At 71.0% G+C, this 18,250-nt stretch carries 20 protein-coding genes; 13 read left to right on the top strand and 7 right to left on the bottom strand.

What is annotated here, in order from left to right; all coding sequences use genetic code 11:
* The first annotated feature begins 37 nt into the window (after positions 1 to 37).
* Positions 38 to 853 (top strand): MerR family transcriptional regulator, encoded by an 816-nt coding sequence (locus tag BJP60_RS09575; RefSeq protein ID WP_203135551.1) that lies wholly within the window; start codon positions 38 to 40, stop codon positions 851 to 853.
* Here the strand turns inward: BJP60_RS09575 and BJP60_RS09570 are convergent.
* Together BJP60_RS09570 and BJP60_RS09565 are read right to left on the bottom strand one after the other, a co-directional pair.
* Positions 799 to 1,296: a hypothetical protein gene (locus BJP60_RS09570; RefSeq protein WP_203135550.1), complete on the bottom strand. Its 498-nt coding sequence runs from the start codon at positions 1,294 to 1,296 to the stop codon at positions 799 to 801. The genes BJP60_RS09575 and BJP60_RS09570 overlap by 55 nt on opposite strands.
* A gap of 123 nt (positions 1,297 to 1,419) precedes the next feature.
* The gene (locus BJP60_RS09565; protein WP_203135549.1) at positions 1,420 to 2,805 is read right to left on the bottom strand and encodes an LLM class flavin-dependent oxidoreductase; all 1,386 of its coding nucleotides are present in this window, start codon (positions 2,803 to 2,805) and stop codon (positions 1,420 to 1,422) included.
* Between the two features lie 120 nt (positions 2,806 to 2,925).
* Here BJP60_RS09565 and smpB point away from each other — a divergent pair, with 120 nt between their 5' ends.
* The 6 genes from smpB to BJP60_RS09535 all read left to right on the top strand — a co-directional run bounded on the left by smpB (position 2,926) and on the right by BJP60_RS09535 (position 6,212).
* Positions 2,926 to 3,402, top strand: coding sequence for an SsrA-binding protein SmpB (smpB, locus tag BJP60_RS09560; protein ID WP_203135548.1), 477 nt, complete (start codon positions 2,926 to 2,928; stop codon positions 3,400 to 3,402).
* 28 nt (positions 3,403 to 3,430) lie between these two features.
* Entirely contained in the window at positions 3,431 to 3,727 is a 297-nt protein-coding gene (locus BJP60_RS09555; protein ID WP_336244344.1) for a DUF1905 domain-containing protein, read from the top strand.
* A gap of 64 nt (positions 3,728 to 3,791) precedes the next feature.
* A complete protein-coding gene (locus tag BJP60_RS09550) occupies positions 3,792 to 4,259 on the top strand; it encodes a prepilin peptidase (RefSeq protein ID WP_203135547.1) in 468 nt (155 codons plus the stop codon).
* Between the two features lie 52 nt (positions 4,260 to 4,311).
* Positions 4,312 to 5,355, top strand: a complete 1,044-nt coding sequence (locus tag BJP60_RS09545; RefSeq protein ID WP_203135546.1) for a YihY/virulence factor BrkB family protein — start codon at positions 4,312 to 4,314, stop codon at positions 5,353 to 5,355.
* Between the two features lie 9 nt (positions 5,356 to 5,364).
* Complete coding sequence (locus BJP60_RS09540; RefSeq protein WP_203135545.1) at positions 5,365 to 5,598, top strand: response regulator; 234 nt, start codon at positions 5,365 to 5,367, stop codon at positions 5,596 to 5,598.
* The gene (locus BJP60_RS09535) at positions 5,595 to 6,212 is read left to right on the top strand and encodes a CYTH domain-containing protein (protein ID WP_203135544.1); all 618 of its coding nucleotides are present in this window, start codon (positions 5,595 to 5,597) and stop codon (positions 6,210 to 6,212) included. Before BJP60_RS09540 ends, BJP60_RS09535 begins: the two co-directional genes overlap by 4 nt.
* Positions 6,213 to 6,305: 93 nt before the next feature.
* Here BJP60_RS09535 and BJP60_RS09530 read toward each other — a convergent pair whose 3' ends face one another.
* The 4 genes from BJP60_RS09530 to BJP60_RS09515 form a co-directional block, all read right to left on the bottom strand.
* Positions 6,306 to 6,617 (bottom strand): DUF3140 domain-containing protein, encoded by a 312-nt coding sequence (locus BJP60_RS09530; protein WP_238439365.1) that lies wholly within the window; start codon positions 6,615 to 6,617, stop codon positions 6,306 to 6,308.
* Positions 6,614 to 6,832 (bottom strand): DUF2945 domain-containing protein, encoded by a 219-nt coding sequence (locus tag BJP60_RS09525; protein WP_203135543.1) that lies wholly within the window; start codon positions 6,830 to 6,832, stop codon positions 6,614 to 6,616. Before BJP60_RS09525 ends, BJP60_RS09530 begins: the two co-directional genes overlap by 4 nt.
* Positions 6,833 to 7,025: 193 nt before the next feature.
* Positions 7,026 to 8,423, bottom strand: a complete 1,398-nt coding sequence (gene lpdA, locus BJP60_RS09520) for a dihydrolipoyl dehydrogenase (protein WP_203135542.1) — start codon at positions 8,421 to 8,423, stop codon at positions 7,026 to 7,028.
* Between the two features lie 29 nt (positions 8,424 to 8,452).
* Positions 8,453 to 9,154, bottom strand: a complete 702-nt coding sequence (locus tag BJP60_RS09515) for a copper resistance CopC family protein (protein ID WP_203135541.1) — start codon at positions 9,152 to 9,154, stop codon at positions 8,453 to 8,455.
* A gap of 118 nt (positions 9,155 to 9,272) precedes the next feature.
* Here BJP60_RS09515 and BJP60_RS09510 point away from each other — a divergent pair, with 118 nt between their 5' ends.
* From BJP60_RS09510 to BJP60_RS09500, 3 genes are all read left to right on the top strand, one after another.
* The gene (locus BJP60_RS09510; RefSeq protein ID WP_442923379.1) at positions 9,273 to 9,776 is read left to right on the top strand and encodes an FHA domain-containing protein; all 504 of its coding nucleotides are present in this window, start codon (positions 9,273 to 9,275) and stop codon (positions 9,774 to 9,776) included.
* Positions 9,776 to 10,480 (top strand): transcriptional regulator FtsR, encoded by a 705-nt coding sequence (ftsR, locus tag BJP60_RS09505; RefSeq protein WP_203135540.1) that lies wholly within the window; start codon positions 9,776 to 9,778, stop codon positions 10,478 to 10,480. The genes BJP60_RS09510 and ftsR overlap by 1 nt, the downstream gene beginning before the upstream one ends.
* Positions 10,481 to 10,641: 161 nt before the next feature.
* Positions 10,642 to 11,181 (top strand): MerR family transcriptional regulator, encoded by a 540-nt coding sequence (locus BJP60_RS09500; protein WP_203135539.1) that lies wholly within the window; start codon positions 10,642 to 10,644, stop codon positions 11,179 to 11,181.
* 67 nt (positions 11,182 to 11,248) lie between these two features.
* Here BJP60_RS09500 and BJP60_RS09495 read toward each other — a convergent pair whose 3' ends face one another.
* A complete protein-coding gene (locus tag BJP60_RS09495; RefSeq protein WP_203135538.1) occupies positions 11,249 to 12,064 on the bottom strand; it encodes a ParA family protein in 816 nt (271 codons plus the stop codon).
* A gap of 82 nt (positions 12,065 to 12,146) precedes the next feature.
* Between BJP60_RS09495 and BJP60_RS09490 the strand changes: the two genes are divergently transcribed.
* The 3 genes from BJP60_RS09490 to def all read left to right on the top strand — a co-directional run bounded on the left by BJP60_RS09490 (position 12,147) and on the right by def (position 18,219).
* Positions 12,147 to 15,554 carry a pyruvate carboxylase gene (locus BJP60_RS09490; RefSeq protein WP_203135537.1) on the top strand — a complete coding sequence of 1,136 codons (3,408 nt, stop codon included), beginning with the start codon at positions 12,147 to 12,149 and terminating at the stop codon, positions 15,552 to 15,554.
* Between the two features lie 86 nt (positions 15,555 to 15,640).
* Positions 15,641 to 17,731, top strand: coding sequence for a MinD/ParA family ATP-binding protein (locus BJP60_RS09485; protein WP_238439364.1), 2,091 nt, complete (start codon positions 15,641 to 15,643; stop codon positions 17,729 to 17,731).
* Positions 17,728 to 18,219, top strand: coding sequence for a peptide deformylase (gene def, locus BJP60_RS09480; RefSeq protein WP_203135536.1), 492 nt, complete (start codon positions 17,728 to 17,730; stop codon positions 18,217 to 18,219). Before BJP60_RS09485 ends, def begins: the two co-directional genes overlap by 4 nt.
* Positions 18,220 to 18,250: the final 31 nt, after the last annotated feature.

The following is an 18,250-nucleotide window of genomic DNA, read 5'->3' as shown; positions in this document are numbered from 1 at the left end:
CGAGTGTGAACTTCAAGTGCTTATGGAGTGTTGACGCATGACAGAAGCCGCTGCGGTCGACGTCGCCCCCTACTCGACAAGTCGTCTCGCCGCGATCTCCGGGTACTCGGCGCAGCAGATCCGAGATCTCGAACACCTCGGTGTCATTCCGCCTGCTATCCGACAGTCCAACGGATACCGTCGATTCACCATCGCTCACGTCACCGCACTGCGTGCATACCGTCAGTTGACGATCGCCGTCGGCGCCGTTGCGGCCCGGGCGACGATGCGGGGGATACGCCGTCTGCCCGCAGACGAAGCCACCGCCGGTATCGTCGCTCTCCACGTCGATCTCGCGCGCTCGCGCGCCGATACGATCGCGGCGCTCGATGCTCTCGACAGGATCGTCGATGAGACCGCACGCGACGCGCCCGCCGCCCCCGGCGACACGATGAGCATCACCGAGCTCTCCGCCGCGCTCGGCGTACGTTCCTCCACGATCCGCTTCTGGGAACAGCAGGGGCTGATAACACCCGAGCGAGAAGGGCGGCTCGCCGTGCGACGTTACCCGCCGGACGCCGTGAGAGACAGCCGGATCGTCGCTGCGCTTCGCGCAGGCGGATACCGAATCCCTGCGGTTCACGCCGTCATGACGTCCCTGTGGGCACTCGACGACGGCACAGACGCGCGCAACGCCCTTCAGGAACGACTTCAGGACATAGCCGTCCGCTCGGACGCACTCCTGCGTGCCGGAACGGACCTCTCCGATCTGCTGCGCTCACCGCCCGTGACAGCGCGTCGGCAGACGGGCCCCGCGCCTCAGCAGGAGTCGGACCAGACCCGCCGCGGTGCGTCGGGGTCCGTGACGTCGTAGATCGCGTCGGCGGCCCCGCGCGGGGCCTCGTCGCGCGTGTACGCGACCTGCGCGGCGTAGGCCTCGGAGGAGAGCGGGAGGTCGCTCTCGAGCCAGATGCGGAAGTGCCATGCTCCGCGCAGCTTCGGGCTGAGCAGGAAGCGCCCGTCCACGATCAGCGCGGCGTCCTCGGGCACGCTCCCGTCCTCGACAGCGCCCTCCCGGAACGCCGCGAGCGTCTCGCGCAGACCCGTGCGGTCCTCGTCCGCCCGGTACGCCTCGGCGACGGGCGCGCCGGCGCGGAAGACCGCCCTGTCGCGACCGCGCAGCGTGTCCGCCAGTGCATCCGCGAAGCGCGCGGCGGCCGCGGCATCCGGACCGTCGACGGCGACCAGAATGCGGCCGCGGCTGTAGTTGTTGAGGAACTCGTCGGCGAGCGCGTCGAGCACGGGAAGGTCGGTCACGTCGCGAACCTAGCACCGCGCACGCCCTGCGGGACGGGTTTCGGGCGTCCCGGCGGTGCGGTCGCCCACGGCGAGCGGCCGCCCGCGCGAGGCGAGCGGCCGTCGTCGACGCGGAAGGCGCGGTCAGGCGACGGGCACCGCGGCGCCGATCCGGTAGCGCGCGGCGCGGTGCGAGTCCTTCACGCGATCGCCCGCGCCGTGCAGCTTGTGACGCAGCGTTCCCTCCTCGTAGGCGTCGGGATACACGCCTCGCTCCCGCAGCACGGGGATGACGTGCTCGATGATGTCCTCCCACGTGCCCGGCGTGATCGCGTACGCGAGGTTGAAGCCGTCGATGTCGGTCTCCGCGACCCACGACTGCAGCTCGTCCGCGATCTCGACGCCGGAACCGACGACCGTCGGGCCGAGCCCGCCGATCGCGTTGTGCCTGCCGAGATCGCCCACGGTCCACTCGCGACCGAGGTCGGCCTCCTCCTGCAGGTGGTGCAGCACCGACTGGATCGCGTTCGACTCGACGTTGCCGACGGGCTCGTCGGGGCGGTACTGCGACAGGTCGACGCCCATCCACCCCGACAGGAACGTCAGGGCGCCCTCGGCGCTCGCGTACTCGAGGTACTCGGCGTGCTTGGCGACCGCCTCCTCGTGGGTCGCGGCCGTGATCACCGTCAGCAGCGTGTAGATCTTCGCGTCGTAGCGGTCGCGGCCGGCGGCCTCGAGAGCGTCGCGGATGCGCTTCACGGTGCCGGCGAGCACCTCCTTCGACGGCGCCGCGACGAAGATCGCCTCGGCGTTCTCCGCCGCGAAGCGCACGCCGCGCGGCGACGCGCCCGCCTGGTAGATCACCGGGGTACGCTGCGGCGAGGGCTCGGAGATGTGGATCCCGGGCACCTTGAAGTGCGTCCCCTCGTGCCCGATCGGATGGACCTTCGCGGGGTCGGTGAACACGCCCCGCTCGCGGTCCTCGATCACCGCGTCGTCCTCCCAGGAGCCCTCCCAGAGCTTGTAGAGCACCTCGACGTACTCGTCCGCGTGGTCGTAGCGGTCGTCGTGCTTCAGCTGGTCCTCCTGCCCCATGTTGCGGGCCGCGCTCGGCAGGTAGCCGGTGACGACGTTCCAGCCCACGCGCCCCCTCGTGAGATGGTCGAGCGTCGTGAGGCGCCGCGCGAACGGGTAGGGGTGCTCGAACGCGGTGCCGGCCGTGATGCCGAACCCGAGGTGCTCGGTGACCGCGGCCATCGCGCTCACCAGCAGGATCGGGTCGTTCACGGGCACCTGTGCGCCGTTGCGGATCGCGGCCTCGTTCGTGCCGCCGTAGACGTCGTAGGTGCCGAGCACGTCCGCGATGAAGATGCCGTCGAACGTGCCGCTCTCGAGGAGCTTCGCGAGCTCGGTCCAGTACTCCAGCGTGTTGTACTGCCGCGAGCGGTCCTCCGGGTGGCGCCAGAGCCCCGAGGACTGGTGGGCGACGCAGTTCATGTCGAATGCGTTGAAGCGGATCTGCCGGGTCATCCCTGCATGAAAGCCGCCCGGCATCCGGCTCGGCAAGAGAAGCGAAACCTCGCGTCACACACCGGACCCGCTTCGCCGGGATAGGATGGAGGGCTGTGCGCGAACACGGGAGGTGAGCACATGCCGAAGGAACAGGGCGAGAAGATCGTCGCGACCAACCGTCGCGCCCGCCACGAGTACACGATCGAGAAGACGTACGAGGCGGGCCTCGTGCTCACCGGTACCGAGGTCAAGTCGCTGCGCCAGGGTCGCGCGAACCTCAGCGACGGCTACGCCTACATCAACGGGGGCGAGGCGTTCCTCGACGCGGTGCACATTCCCGAGTACTCGCAGGGGAGCTGGACCAACCACTCGTCGAAGCGGATCCGCAAGCTGCTGCTGAACAAGGACGAGATCGTCAAGCTCAGCCACGCGGTGTCGGCGGGCGGCTACACGCTGGTGCCGCTCAGGCTGTACTTCCTCAACGGTCGCGCGAAGATCGAGATCGGCGTCGCGAAGGGCAAGAAGGAGTACGACAAGCGTCAGACGCTGCGCGAGCGCCAGGACAAGCGCGAGGCCGAGCGCGCGATGCGCACGCGCAACCGCATGGGAGAGTGATGTCGGACGCCGTCAGTACGCTGACGGCATGGGCGTGCGCATCGAGTTCGAGGCGAAGGTCTACCGCTGGGATGCCCGCACGGAGTCGTGGTTCTTCCTCGATGTGCCGGCCGACATCTCGAGCGATCTGCGGGAGCTGCCGGCCCCGCCGCGAGGGTTCGGGTCGCTGCGCGTCGAGGCGCGCATCGGCGGAACCACGTGGCGCACGTCGATCTTCCCGGGGCGCGAGACGTACGCGCTGCCGTTGAAGCGCGCCGTGCGCGATGCCGAGAGGCTCGCCGAGGGAGAGGCCGCGACGGTGCACCTCCACGTGCTCGAGCTCTGAGACTTATCCACAGCCCGCCGCCGCGGGGCGCCGGGTTTGCCTAGCCTCGTCCCGGGAGGCACGGATGACCGCGAGCGACGTCCTGCTGGCCGCGGCACACGCGGCGCTCGTCGTCGTGTCGCTCATCCTGATCCGCATCGACATCGGCGAACATCGACTCCCCGACACGATCGTGCTGCCTGCGGCGATCGGACTCGCCGCGGCACTCGGCCTGGTCGCGGCACTGGCGGGTGACACCGCACCGCTCGGGCGGGCCGCGCTCGGAGGGATCGCGCTGTTCGGTCTCTACCTGCTGCTGCGCCTGGCGTTTCCCGCCGGCCTCGGGGGCGGGGACGTGAAGCTCGCCGCGCTGCTCGGCATGCTGCTGGGCTGGCACGGCTGGGCGGACCTCGCCGCGGGAGCGCTCGCGGCCTTCGTCCTCGGCGGCGTGCACGCGGCCGCGCTGCTGGCGACCGGCCGGGCGAGCCGCGACGCGCACATCGCGTTCGGGCCCTGGATGATCCTCGGAGCCTGGGCGGGGCTGCTCGCGTAGCGGGGTGTCAAGCGCCTGGGGCCGATCGCGCGGCGCCGATAGCCTGAGCGGCATGGCGGGTCTGATGGCGAAGCTCAAGGTGCTGATCGCGTGGGCGCTCGCCCGCAAGCCCGTCCGGGCCTTCCTGCTGTACTCCGAGCAGCAGGGCGCGCTGCTGGCGGGAGCCGTCACGTACCGCGCGCTGTTCTCGATCTTCGCGGGCGTGCTGCTCGGCTTCTCCGTCGCCGCCATCTGGCTCATCGGCCAGCCGGAGCTCTGGCAGGCTCTGCTCGCCGCCGTCGACAACGTCATCCCCGGCCTCGTCGGCGAAAACGGAATCATCGAGCCCTCGGCGCTGCGGCAGCCCGCCAGCTTCACGCTCGCCGGCATCATCTCGCTGGTCGGTCTGCTCGCGGCGGCGATCGGCGCGGTGGGCGCCCTGCGCACATCCATCCGCCTGATGGCCGGGACCACGCACGCCACGTCGTCGCCCATCGTGGTGATCCTGCGCGACCTGCTGTTCGCGATCGTGCTGGGAGGTCTGCTGCTGGCCGCGGCCGTCTCGACCTTCCTCGGCTCGGCGTTCGTCACGACCGTGCTCGACTGGATCGGCGCCGGCCAGACCGGCGTCGCGATCGTGCTGACGCGCGTGGTCACGGTGCTCGTCACGCTCGCCCTGGACACGATCATGATCGCCGTCATGTTCTGGATGCTGTCGGGCAGGAAGGCCTCGCCGCGCGCCGTGTGGGCGGGCGCGCTCGTCGGCGGCGTGGGGCTCGTCGTGCTGCAGCAGCTCTCGGGCCTGTTCGTCAGCGGGGCGGGCTCCAACCGGCTGCTCGCCTCGTTCGCCTCGCTGATCGCCCTGCTGCTGTGGGTGAACCTGTCGGCGCAGGTCCTGCTGATCGCCGCGGCGTACATCATCGTCGGCATCGAGGAGGGGCAGGACCGCGTCCGCGCCCGCTTCGCGGCCGAGACGTTCGCCCAGCGGCGCGTCCGCCGCGCCGAGAGCGCGGTCCAGGCGGCCGTCGGCGAGCTGCGCGAGGCACGCGAGGCGGAGGACAAGGAGCGCGAAGCGGACCTGCGTCAAGTCCGTGAGAGCCACGAGGCGGACGGCTAGGGTGAGGGGATGGCTATCGCACGACTGACTGGTGGACCCCTCGACGGACAGGTCCTTCCCCTGGAGACCCCCGACCTCGAGCAGCTGATCCTGCCCTACTCGGAGGGGCAGGTCGTCTACGAGCGCGACGGCGACCCGGCTCACACCGGCGACGCGGATGGACCGACCGAGGTGGCCTTCCGCTTCACGGAGGAGCCGCAGGAGGTCACTCCCAACGACGACGACGTCCGTCCGGGCGAGTGACCGAACCCTCCCGCTCGGTCGAGATCGAGCGCAAGTTCGACGTGGACGCGGGCACGCCCGTGCCCGACTGGTCGGGCGTGCCGGGCGTGGCGTCCGTCTCCTCCGGCGAGATCCGCCACCTGGACGCGCTCTACCTCGACACGGACGACGTCGCGCTGGCGCATTCCGGCGTCGCGCTGCGGCGCCGCACGGGCGGGCCCGATGAGGGGTGGCACATCAAGGGGCCGCTCGTCGACGGTGCGCGCACCGAGCTGCACTGGCCGCTCGGCGAGGGCCCGGATGTCCCGGACACGGTGTCGCGCGTGGTCGCGGAGTACACGACCGCGCCGCTGCACCCGCTCGCGCGCATCGTCAACGACCGCACGGCGTACGCGCTGCTCGACGCGGACGGGGGAGTGCTCGCGGAGTTCGTCGACGACCATGTGCGCACGACCGACCTGCGCACGGGCGATGCCCGCGAGTGGCACGAGTGGGAGATCGAGCTCGGACCCGCCGCCCCGGTGGAGGCCGCCGCGCGCGAGACGTTCTTCGCGGCCGTGACGGACGCCGCGTTCGCCGCGGGCGCCCGCGCCGCCGGCTCGACATCGAAGCTCGCTCGCGCGCTGGGTCGCTGATCCGGCTTCGCACACACGACGAAGGCCCCCGGCGATCCCGGGGGCCTTCGTCATCCTGGGGCGATCTCGATCGACCCCGGCGGCATGCGCGGATCAGTCCTTGAGGGGGTCGTGACCCCAGTTCATGAGGGAGTAGCGCCACCGCGTGTCCTCGACGTCCCCGTCCGGGCGCTGCGCGAGGTGGCGGTGGACGTAGCCGACCACCTTCCGCATGTGCGCCTCGTCGTCGTCGGTCAGGTCGGCCTTCTTCTTCCGCAGCAGCTCCACGATGCGACGGCCGGACTCGTGCCCGACCGACTCGCCGCCGTCGTCCGACTGCCCGACGGACTTCGACTCGTCGGTGCGCAGCCACTTCTCCAGCTCGCTCGCCGTCATGTTGACGGCCTCGTCGAACTCCGCGCTCACGAGTCCTCCTTGAGAGCGGACGGCTTGTGCACCGCATCCTTGCCGCTCTTGTCGCTGCGCACCCGGTACTGCGGCTCGTCCTTCGACGCGCGCACCGTCCGACCTGCCGCCTCGGTGTCCTCGGTGATCTTCTCGACGACCTCACCGTGCACCGTCTGCCCGTGGCTGGACCACGTCACGTCGTCACCCTTGCGGAACTTCTCGTCGTCACCCATGCCCGGAGGCTATGCGCTCGGGCGCCACCTCACCTCGGCCTTGCGCGGACGCGGGTGATCGGTTATCGCGGAGCCTGCACCGGCACCCTGTCGAGCGCGCGCGGTCGGCGCACACGGAAGAGGCCCGGATCCGCGTCTGCGCCGATCCGGGCCTCTCCTGCGCTTCGCCGGCTGCTGCCGGAAGCGTCGTCGATCAGAGGTTGATCATGTGCCCCGCGAGGCCGTGGAAGCCCTCCTGGAGCGCCTCCGACAGCGTCGGGTGCGTGTGCACGTTGCGCGCGGCCTCGAGCGCCGTCAGGTCCCACTTCTGGGCAAGCGTCAGCTCGGGCAGCAGCTCCGACACGTCGGGGCCGATCAGGTGGCCGCCGATGAGCTCGAGGTGCTCGGCGTCCGCGATCAGCTTGACGAAGCCGACGGGCTCGCCGAGGCCGTTCGCCTTGCCGTTGGCGCTGAACGGGAACTTCGCGACCTTGATCTCGCGACCTTCGGCGCGCGCCTGCTCCTCGGTGAGGCCGAAGCTCGCGACCTGCGGCGAGCAGAACGTCGCGCGCGGCATCATCCGGTAGTCGCCCAGCGTCTGCGTCTCGGCCTTGCCGATCGTCTCGGCCGCCACGACGGCCTGCGCCTCCGCCACGTGGGCGAGCTGCAGCTTGGCGGTCACGTCGCCGATCGCGTAGACGCCCTCGACGTTCGTGCGCATGTGGTCGTCGATCTCGATCGCGCCGCGCTCGGTGAGCTTGACGCCCGTCGCCTCGAGGCCGAAGCCCTCGACGTTCGGCGCGAAGCCGACGGACATGAGCACCTTGCCGGCCGTGATCTCGCCCGGCTGGCCGTCACGCGTCTCGTACGTCACGCGCACGGACGACCCGCTGTCCTCGACAGTCCTGACCGCGGTGGAGGTGAGGATGTCGATGCCGTACTTCTTGTACTGCTTCTGGATCTCCTTGGACACCTCGGCGTCCTCGTTCGGCAGCGCGCGGTCGAGGAACTCGATGATCGTGACCTTCACGCCGTAGTTCGACATCACATAGGCGAACTCCATGCCGATCGCACCGGCGCCGACGATCACGATGGACTCGGGCAGCTCGCGCGAGAGGATCTGCTCCTCGTACGTCACGACGTTGTCGCTCAGCTCCACGCCCGGCAGCAGGCGGACCTTGGAGCCGGTCGCGATGATCACGTTGTCGAACGTGACCTCCTCGGTCGAGCCGTCGGCCTTCGCGACCGAGATCGCCTTCGGGCCCGTGAACGTGCCGCGGCCGTCGTACTCCGTGACCTTGTTCTTCTTCATCAGGAAGTGGATGCCCTTGACGTGCGTCGCCGCGACCTTGCGGCTGCGGTCGAACGCCGCGCCGAAGTCGAAGTGCACGTCGCCCGAGATGCCGAACACGTCGGCCTTGTGAGTGAAGGTGTGGGCGATCTCCGCGTTCTTCAGCAGCGCCTTCGACGGGATGCACCCGACGTTGAGGCAGACGCCGCCCCAGTACTTCTCTTCGATGATCGCGACATTGAGTCCGAGCTGCGCGCTGCGCACGGCCGCGACGTAACCGCCGGGACCCGCGCCGAGGATGACGACGTCGTAATGAGCCATGCCTCCAGCCTATCCGCAGGCGGGAGGGGTCAGTCCTGGTCGGAGGTCTCCCTGGAGGCGCCGTCCTTGCCGCCGCGGACGCGCGCGACCAGGACGGCGATCAGGGCACCCAGGACGGCGACCCCCGTCAGGATCAGCAGGATCCACGGAAGCATCTCGCCGAAGGAGCGATCCTCGTCGTCCTCGGCGGGGGCCGACGCGGTCGCGGACGGAGTGTCGGACGGCGTCGCGGTCGGGGCGACGGGCGTGGGCGTGACGACGTCCTTCGGCGGCGGGGGAGTGGCGGTCGCGTCGTTCTCCGGCGCGACTCCGCCGGAGCCGCCGGATGCCGTCTCGACCGTGAAGGCGAACGTGCCCTCGGTGGGGTGCCCGTCGCTCGAGACGACGTGCCAGTTCACCGTGTAGGCGCCGGCCTCGGTGACCGTGCCGATCGCCTGACGCACGACGGCGCCGTCGACGACGGCATCGCCCTCCGAGACGTCCGCGCCGGAGGGGGCCACCACGTCGACGATCGTGTCCTGCGGGCTCATCGTCAGCAAAGCCGCGGAGAACGACAGCGTGATCTCCTCGGGCATCGCCTCGACGCTGGAATCGGCTGCGGGGTCCGAGCTGATCAGCGAGTCGTGCGCGGCGGCCGGCGTCGCGACGGCGACCGAGCCCAGCAGGGCCAGCAGGGCGGCGAGGCCGAGGGGGACGAGGCGGTGCGGGCGGGGGCGACGCGATGCGGGCATTCGGCCACGCTATCGTGCGACTCCTGTCCGCTCCCCGGGATATCGGTGGGCGCTCGCGTGACCGACTTGTGACCGGGATGAGCGGATCCGTTAGGCTGATCCGAAAGGAGGGCATCACGTGTCACAGAACGAGCAGGGGTCGCCGATCCACCGCGACGGCCACACGCAGTTCGGCCACGACGGCTCGGGCGATTCGACCCAGACGTTCGGGCACGACTCCGACCTGTCGTTCGTCCCGTTCGCCGGCGAGCTGAGCGCCACCGAGCGCGACGCGATCGCGGCGCTGCCGTCCGGATCCGCCCTGCTGCTCGTGCGCTCGGGCCCCACGGCGGGCGCGCGCTACCTGCTCGACACGGATGTGACCACGGCGGGACGCCACCCCGAGGCCGACATCTTCCTCGACGATGTCACGGTGTCGCGCCGTCACGCCGAGATCACGCGTCACCGCACCTCGTTCGAGATCGTCGACCAGCGCTCGCTGAACGGCACCTACGTCAACGGCGAGCGCGTCGACCGCGCCGAGCTGAGCAACGGCGCCGAGGTGCGCATCGGCAAGTTCCGTCTGAATTTCTTCATCTCGCCGCAGGATCGCCAGAGCAGCGGATCGGGGCAGGTCGCCTGATGGCGGCAGCCGCCGCCCGCGAGCCCGCTTCCCCCGCACGGAAGGCGCCCGCGGGCCTTCTGAGCATCGGTCAGGTCCTCTCCAAGCTCACCCCCGAGTTCCCCGCGCTCACCTCGAGCAAGCTGCGCTTCCTCGAGGTGCAGGGCATCGTGACGCCGCAGCGCACCGCGTCGGGGTACCGCAAGTTCTCGCCGGACGACCTCGACCGGCTGCGCCTCGCGCTCACCCTGCAGCGCGACCACTACCTGCCGCTGGTGAAGATCCGCGACTACCTCGACGACGTCGACGCCGGTCGCGCTCCGGCCACGCCCCAGGTGCCGCCGCCGTCGATCCACCCGGCGGTCCGTCGCCACACGCGCCAGGAACTGCTGAGCGCCGCGGGCGCCGCGCCGCAGCTGCTGAACGACGCCGTCAGCACGGGCCTGATGAAGGCGGCCGACAGCTATGACGACCAGGCGCTGGCGCTGCTGCGCGCGCTCGTGGCCCTCTCGCGTCACGGCATCGAGCCGCGCCACGTGCGCGGCATGCGGCAGGCGGCGGAGCGAGAGGTCGCGCTCGTGGAGTCCGCGCTGTCGGCGCTGCTGCGGCGCACCGATGCCGGCTCGCGCGCCCGTGCCAGTGAGCTCGCGCCCGAGCTCGCCTCGCGCCTTGACGAGGTGCGCTCCCTCCTCGTCAAGGACGCCCTCGGCCGCCTCATCGGCTGAGAGCCGCGGGAGCGGACGATCCACGGGTCTCACCTTCAACTTCAAGGTCACCGTTCTGTAACGCGCGGGCGACACGCGCACCGGATCACACGGATGTCATTGCCGGGGTCCGGGGGCTCCCATACGGTTGAAAGAGTCCCACCCACCTGAGGAGGAAGCACATGAACGCTGACGACCCCACCGGTCGCGGCATGACCGATCTCCTCTTCACGGACGGGCTTCCCGACCTCGACCCGGAGACCGGCTACCGCGGCGCCGTCGCCGCGCGAGCGGCGGGCATCACGTACCGTCAGCTCGACTACTGGGCCCGCACCGAGCTCGTCGAGCCCACGATCCGCACCGCGACCGGCTCCGGCTCGCAGCGCCTCTACGGCTTCCGTGACATCCTCGTCCTCAAGCTCGTCAAGCGCCTGCTCGACACCGGCATCTCGCTGCAGCAGATCCGCACCGCGGTCGAGCAGCTGCGCGCCGCGGGCATCCGCGACCTCGCCGGCACGACGCTCATGAGCGACGGCGCGTCGGTGTACCTGTGCACGTCGAACGACGAGGTCATCGACCTCGTGAGCCGCGGTCAGGGCGTGTTCGGCATCGCGGTCGGCAAGGTGCTGCACGAGGTCGAGGCCACGCTCGTCGACTTCGAGGCGCAGACGCCCGACCAGGTGGACGAGCTGGCTCAGCGCCGGGCGAAGCGAACGGCCTGACTCCGGCAGAGCCCCGCCAGACACGAAGAGACCCCGCCGCGGCGGGGTCTCTTGATGTCGGGAGGTCTTACTCGGCGACGGTCTCGTCGGCGGGATCCGCGATCCGGCCGGCGCGCATGATCCGGTCGAGCAGGGCGTCGAAGTCGGCCGCCAGCTCCTGGGCCGACTCGCCGGGCCACACGTGCAGCGGCTTCGCGGCGCCCTGGGCCTGCTGCAGCGAGGTGCGCTCGGGCAGCTGAGGCTCGAGCACGAGCGGGCCGAACATGTCGCGCAGCTCCTTGATTCGGAACTGGTGCTCGACCGACTGCGGGCGCACCCGGTTGACGACGATGCCGAGCGGCTGAAGGCGGGGGGAGAGGCCGCGGCGGATCTCCTCGATCGCGCGCAGCGCACGGTCGGCGGCGGCGACGGAGAACAGGCCCGGCTCGGTGACGACCATGACGCGGTCGCTCGCGGCCCAGGCCGTGCGCGTGAGCGCGTTGAGCGACGGCGGGCAGTCGATCAGCACGAGGTCGTACTCGGCCTCGATCGAGGCGAGCGCCTCCTCCAGCTTCCACACGTCCGCGACCGTGGGGTGCGGGCCGTCGAAGTTGATCGCCGAGGGGCTGCCGAGCATGACGTCGATCACGCCGTCGTGCACGCGCGTCCAGCCGCTGGAGGTGATCGCCTGACGGACGATCTTCTCCTTCGGGCTGGTGAGCACATCCGAGACGTTCAGACGCCCGGCGATCTGCACATCGAGACCGGTCGAGACGTCCGCCTGCGGGTCGAGATCGACCACGAGCGTGCGCAACGAGCGTGCGAAGGCGGCGGATGCGAGACCGAGGGTCACGGTCGTCTTACCGACGCCTCCCTTGAGGGAACTGACGCTGAGTACGTGCACAATCCCCAACGTTACAACGCCCTATGCTGAGAACCACGTCAGGCCGGCCCTCCCCACCGTCGGCTCCTGAAGAAGGGTGCGCATGTTCTCCAAGATCCTCGTTGCCAACCGTGGTGAGATCGCGATCCGGGCATTCCGTGCGGCATACGAGCTGGGGGCGCGCACCGTCGCCGTCTTCCCGCACGAGGATCGGAACTCGCTGCACCGCCTGAAGGCCGACGAGGCGTACCGCATCGGCGAGGAGGGGCACCCCGTCCGCGCGTACCTCGATGTGGACGAGATCGTGCGCGTCGCGGTCGAGTCGGGCGCCGACGCGATCTACCCGGGCTACGGCTTCCTCTCGGAGAACCCCGACCTCGCCGCCAAGGCCGCCGCGGCGGGCATCACGTTCATCGGTCCCTCGGCGAAGGTGCTCGAGATGGCCGGCAACAAGGTCACGGCCAAGGAGCACGCGATGAAGGCGGGCGTGCCCGTCCTGCGCTCCACCGAGGCCTCGGACGACGTCGACGCGCTCGTGGCACAGTCGGAGGAGATCGGCTTCCCGCTGTTCGCCAAGGCCGTCGCGGGCGGCGGCGGCCGCGGCATGCGCCGCGTGGAGACGAAGGCGGAGCTCGCGCCGGCCCTCGCCGAGGCGATGCGCGAGGCGCAGAGCGCGTTCGGCGACCCGCGCATGTTCCTCGAGCAGGCGGTGCTGCGGCCCCGCCACGTCGAGGTGCAGATCCTCGCGGACAAGACCGGCGCGACGATCCACCTGTTCGAGCGTGACTGCTCCGTGCAGCGTCGTCACCAGAAGGTGATCGAGATCGCACCCGCGCCGAACCTCGACGACGCCGTCCGCGCCGACCTGCACCGGCACGCCGTCGCGTTCGCCGAGTCGATCGGCTACGAGAACGCCGGCACGGTCGAGTTCCTGCTGGAGACGGCCGGGCCGCGCACCGGCGAGGTCGTCTTCATCGAGATGAATCCCCGCATCCAGGTCGAGCACACCGTGACGGAGGAGGTCACCGACGTCGACCTCGTCCAGTCGCAGATGCGCATCGCGTCGGGCGAGACGCTCGCCGACCTGGGCCTGGCGCAGGACACCGTGCAGCTGCGCGGCGCCGCGCTGCAGTGCCGGATCACCACGGAGGACCCCGCGCAGGGCTTCCGTCCCGACACCGGCAAGATCACGACGTACCGCTCGCCGGGCGGCGCGGGCATCCGCCTCGACGGCGGCACCACGGCCGCCGGCTCGCAGGTGAGCCCGCACTTCGACTCGATGCTCGCCAAGCTCAGCGTGCGCGGCCGCGACTTCACCGCCGCCGTGGCCCGCGCCCGCCGTGCGCTCGCCGAGTTCCGCATCCGCGGCGTCGCCACGAACATCCCGTTCCTGCAGGCGGTGCTCGACGACCCGGCGTTCGTGCAGGGCGACCTGTCCACGTCGTTCATCGACGAGCGCCCCGAGCTGCTCGAGGGCCGCGTCTCGAAGGACCGGGGATCCAAGATCCTGAACTGGCTCGTGGACGTCACCGTCAACAAGCCGCACGGCGAGAACCCGCTCGGCATCGCGCCGGCCGTGAAGCTGCCGGCCGTGGACCTCGGCGCGACGCCGTCCGCGGGATCGCGTCAACGCCTCCAGGAGCTCGGCCCCGCCGGCTTCGCGCGTGCGCTGCGCGAGCAGACCGCGCTCGCCGTGACCGAGACGACCTTCCGCGACGCGCACCAGTCGCTGCTCGCCACGCGCGTGCGCACGCGGGACCTCGTCGCCGTCGCGCCCTACGTCGCCCGCCTGACGCCGCAGCTGCTGTCGGTCGAGGCCTGGGGCGGCGCGACGTACGACGTGGCGCTGCGCTTCCTCGCCGAGGACCCGTGGGAGCGCCTGGACAAGCTGCGCGAGGCGCTGCCGAACGTCGCGATCCAGATGCTGCTGCGCGGCCGCAACACGGTCGGCTACACGCCGTACCCGACCGAGGTCACGGACGCGTTCGTGCGCGAGGCGGCCTCGAGCGGCATCGACATCTTCCGCATCTTCGACGCGCTCAACGACGTGTCCCAGATGCGGCCCGCGATCGACGCCGTGCTCGGCACGGGGACCTCGATCGCCGAGGTCGCGGTCTGCTACACGGGCGACCTGCTGAACCCCGCCGAGGACCTCTACACGCTCGACTACTACCTGCACCTGGCGGAGGAGATCGTCGACGCGGGCGCGCACATCCTGGCGATCAAGGACATGGCGGGCCTGCTGCGTCCGGCCGCCGCCTCGAAGCTCGTCGCGGCGCTGCGCGAGCGCTTCGACCTGCCGGTGCACGTGCACACGCACGACACCCCGGGCGGCCAGCTCGCGACGCTGCTCGCCGCCAGTGCGGCGGGTGCCGACGCCGTCGACGCGGCGTCCGCGCCGATGGCGGGCACCACGAGCCAGCCGTCGCTGTCGGCGCTCGTCGCCGCGCTCGCCCACACCGACCGCGACACGGGCCTCGACCTGCAGGCCGTGTCGGATCTCGAGCCGTACTGGGAGGCCGTGCGCCACCAGTACCGCCCGTTCGAGTCGGGCCTCGACGGCCCCACGGGGCGCGTGTACAAGCACGAGATCCCCGGCGGCCAGCTGTCGAACCTGCGCCAGCAGGCCATCGCGCTCGGCCTGGCGGACGACTTCGAGCTGATCGAGGACATGTACGCCGCGGCGAACGACATCCTGGGTCGCGTGCCGAAGGTCACGCCGTCGTCCAAGGTCGTGGGCGACCTCGCCCTGCACCTCGCGGCGGTCAAGGCGGATCCGGCCGACTTCGCCGAGAACCCGCACAAGTACGACGTGCCCGACTCGGTCGTCGGCTTCATGGCCGGCGAGCTGGGCGACCTGCCGGGCGGGTGGCCCGAGCCGTTCCGCACGAAGGTGCTCGAGGGTCGCGACCTGAAGCCCTCGATCACGCCGCTGTCGACCGAGGACCAGGCGGCGCTGGACGGCGACGCGCCGACGCGCCGCGCGACGCTCAACCGGCTGCTGTTCCCGCAGCCGACCAAGGCCTTCGAGACGGCACGCGAGACGTACGGCGACCTGTCCGTGCTCGACACGGCCGACTACCTGTACGGCCTGGAGCAGGGCGGCGAGCACGTGGTCGAGATCGAGCGCGGCGTGCAGCTGTACGTCGGGCTGGAGGCGATCGGCGAGCCCGACGAGAAGGGCATCCGCTCGGTCATGGCCACGCTCAACGGCCAGCTGCGCCCTGTCGCCGCGCGCGACCGCAGCATCGAGGTCGAGGTGCGCGCCGCGGAGAAGGCGGACACCTCCAAGCCCGGCCAGATCGCCGCGCCGTTCTCGGGCGTCGTGACGCTCAAGGTCGAGGTCGGAGACCACGTCGAGGCCGGCCAGGCCGTCGCGTCGATCGAGGCGATGAAGATGGAGGCGGCCATCACGACGTCGCAGGGCGGCGTCGTCGAGCGCCTCGCGATCAGCCCCACGCAGCAGGTGGACGCCGGCGACCTTTTGGTCGTCGTCACCCCCGCGAAGTAATCTGGGGGGCGCCCGGTACCGCCGGGTGCCGGGGCGGGAGGGGCTCGCCCGGTCGGGGGACAGCAACCCCGTTGGAGTGAACCCGCGTGAAGATCACGACCGATCCTGACGACAACCCGACCGAGGGCGAGGACCACGGCGTCCTCGCGGAGGGCGGACTCGACACGACCGCGATCGGCATCATGGGGCCGGGGACGGCCCAGGTGCGGGTCGTGCTGCCGCAGGTGCTCGAGGAGCCCGACGACGAGGTCGTCGACGACGAGATCGAGCCGGGTGACCTGCGCAGCGGCGGGATCGTGATCGAGCTCCCCGCGGAGGAGATCGCGGAGGCAGCCGAGGCGGTCGACCGCGCCCGCGAGGCGGGCGAGGAGCCCGCGTTCACGGGGGAGATCGTGGAGGACGTCGTCGACGCCGTGCGCGACCACCTCGCCGAGCGCGATCAGGCGCCCGCCGACGACGAGGTCATCGACGTCGTCGTCGTGCCCGAGGAGTCCGCCGCGCAGGATCACGACCAGGACGAGTCCGACGCGGACGAGGACGTCGTCGACGAGCACGCCGACGGCGGCCACGTCGAGGACGCGTTCTTCGAGGACGAGCCGTCGCACGACGAGCCGGTCGCAGACGCCGACGAGGCGTTCGTCGAGGACGAGCCGGCCCGGGACGACACCGCCGACGCGTCGACCGAGGACCAGCGGATCGAGGACGGATACGTCGAGGAGGAGCCCGTCGCGCCGGAGGATCGCGCCGCCCTCGCCGAGAGCGACGCGTCCGCCGACGAGGACCAGGAGCCCGCGGGTGAGGACCGGCGCGCGTCGGATGATCCTCACGTCGACGGGTGGCGGGCGGCGGCGGCGGAGCTGGCCGCGGAGCACGCGGTCCGTCCCGTGCCCGCCGAGCCGGAGAAGGACGCCCCCCACGCCGTCGATGAGTCCGACGAGGACGAGTCCGCAGAGGACGAGCCCGCTGCGGACGAGCCCGTCGAGGGCGAGCCGGCCGAGGGCACGACCGCCGAGAGCGAGCCGGCCGAGGGCACGATCGCCGACAGCGAGCCGGCCATCAGCGAGACCACGCCGTCCGCCGTCGACGGGGCGAAGTCGTACGCCCGCGTCTGGGCGGAGGAGTCGGCCGCGCAGCGCGCCGCCACGCCCGAGCCCGACCCGAACACGCAGAAGACGTCAGGAGCCATCACGATGAGCGCGCGCCGCCTCGAGGACCTCGGCAAGAACGCGGAGCGCGAGTCCAGCGATCTGCTCACCGCCGACCGTGTGCTCAACCCGCATCGTGTCGCCAAGGCCGCCCCCGAGGGCGCCTGGAGCGAGTTCGTCTACGGCCTGACCGGCGGACGCATCAACCTCGGCGACAGCCGCAAGGTGCGCGCGCGCAAGGCGCTCGAGGCCAGGGTCGCGGCGCCGCTGTCCGGCGAGACGCGCTTCGTGCCGATCCTGAGCCGCAAGGGCGGTGTCGGCAAGACGACGATCACGACGCTGCTGGGCATGGCGCTCGCGGACGGTCGCGAGGACCGCGTGATCGCGATCGACGCGAACCCCGACCGCGGCACGCTCGCGGACCGGATCGGCAAGCGCACGGACAAGACCGTGCGGGACCTCGTCCACAAGGCCGGAGAGATCCGGGGCTTCAACGACATCTCGCGCTTCGTCGCGCGCGACGAGACGCGTCTCGACGTCCTCGCGTCGGACCCGGATCCCCGGATCGCGGAGGCGTTCGGCGAGGACGATTACCGCCGCGTGGCCGACGTCGCCGAGCACTTCTACTCGCTCGTGCTGACCGACACGGGCACGGGCATCATCCACTCCGTCATGAACGCGACGCTCGCGCACGCCGACCAGCTGATCATCGTGACGGGTCTGAACCTCGACGAGGTGCGCCTCGCGTCCGAGACGATCACGTGGCTCGAGTCCAACGGCTACGAGCAGCTCGCGCGCGATGCGATCGTGGTGCTGAACCAGCAGTCGGAGGGCGCCCCGATGGTGCGTCTCAGCGAGCTCGAGGTGCACTTCGGCAGCCGCGTGCGCTCCGTCGTGCACCTGCCGTACGACCGCGCGCTCGCGACCGGATCCGCCATCGTCTACCGCGACCTGCAGCCGGCGACGCGCGAAGCGGCCCGCGACCTCGCCGCCCGCGTGGTCGACGGCCTGCGCGAGAGCCGCTCGGCATGACCGCGCGCGAGATCCGCCTGTACGGCGACCCGGTGCTGCGCACGCCTGCCGCCGAGATCCAGACGATCGACGAGGGCGTGCGCGCGCTCGTGCAGGATCTGCTCGACTCGGTCGCGCTGCCCGGTCGCGCGGGCGTCGCCGCTCCGCAGATCGGGGTCGGCGTGCGAGCGTTCAGCTACAACGTCGACGACGAGATCGGCTACATCCTGAACCCCCGCATCGTCGAGGTGCGCGGCGAGCCGCAGCCGACGGGGGAGGGTTGCCTGTCCGTGCCCGGTCTGTGGCATGACACGCCGCGGCATCCGTACGCGCGCGCGGAGGGCATCGACCTCGACGGCAAGCCGGTCGTGCTCGAGGGCGAGGGCCTGATGGCGCAGATGCTGCAGCACGAGACCGACCACCTCGACGGCGTCGTCTACCTGCAGCGGCTCACCAAGGAGGAGCGCGCCAAGGCGATGAAGGCCGTGCGGGAGTCCGACTGGTTCTAGCACCCGGGGACGCCTCCCATGGGGCGACCTG

This window comes from Microbacterium sp. JZ31 (assembly GCF_016805985.1).
Classification (GTDB): Bacteria; Actinomycetota; Actinomycetes; order Actinomycetales; family Microbacteriaceae; genus Microbacterium.
This window is presented reverse-complemented; position numbering and strand designations above follow the sequence as displayed.

Bases quoted from the DNA above. Each gene is read 5' to 3' on its own strand.
- BJP60_RS09565 (WP_203135549.1), bottom strand. From the start codon at position 2,805: ATGACCCGGCAGATCCGCTTCAACGCATTCGACATGAACTGCGTCGCC.
- def (WP_203135536.1), top strand. From the start codon at position 17,728: ATGACCGCGCGCGAGATCCGCCTGTACGGCGACCCGGTGCTGCGCACG.
- BJP60_RS09545 (WP_203135546.1), top strand. From the start codon at position 4,312: ATGGCGGGTCTGATGGCGAAGCTCAAGGTGCTGATCGCGTGGGCGCTC.
- ftsR (WP_203135540.1), top strand. From the start codon at position 9,776: ATGGCGGCAGCCGCCGCCCGCGAGCCCGCTTCCCCCGCACGGAAGGCG.
- lpdA (WP_203135542.1), bottom strand. From the start codon at position 8,423: ATGGCTCATTACGACGTCGTCATCCTCGGCGCGGGTCCCGGCGGTTAC.
- BJP60_RS09525 (WP_203135543.1), bottom strand. From the start codon at position 6,832: ATGGGTGACGACGAGAAGTTCCGCAAGGGTGACGACGTGACGTGGTCC.
- BJP60_RS09500 (WP_203135539.1), top strand. From the start codon at position 10,642: ATGAACGCTGACGACCCCACCGGTCGCGGCATGACCGATCTCCTCTTC.
- BJP60_RS09540 (WP_203135545.1), top strand. From the start codon at position 5,365: ATGGCTATCGCACGACTGACTGGTGGACCCCTCGACGGACAGGTCCTT.
- BJP60_RS09490 (WP_203135537.1), top strand. From the start codon at position 12,147: ATGTTCTCCAAGATCCTCGTTGCCAACCGTGGTGAGATCGCGATCCGG.
- BJP60_RS09550 (WP_203135547.1), top strand. From the start codon at position 3,792: ATGACCGCGAGCGACGTCCTGCTGGCCGCGGCACACGCGGCGCTCGTC.
- BJP60_RS09555 (WP_336244344.1), top strand. From the start codon at position 3,431: ATGGGCGTGCGCATCGAGTTCGAGGCGAAGGTCTACCGCTGGGATGCC.
- BJP60_RS09575 (WP_203135551.1), top strand. From the start codon at position 38: ATGACAGAAGCCGCTGCGGTCGACGTCGCCCCCTACTCGACAAGTCGT.
- smpB (WP_203135548.1), top strand. From the start codon at position 2,926: ATGCCGAAGGAACAGGGCGAGAAGATCGTCGCGACCAACCGTCGCGCC.
- BJP60_RS09515 (WP_203135541.1), bottom strand. From the start codon at position 9,154: ATGCCCGCATCGCGTCGCCCCCGCCCGCACCGCCTCGTCCCCCTCGGC.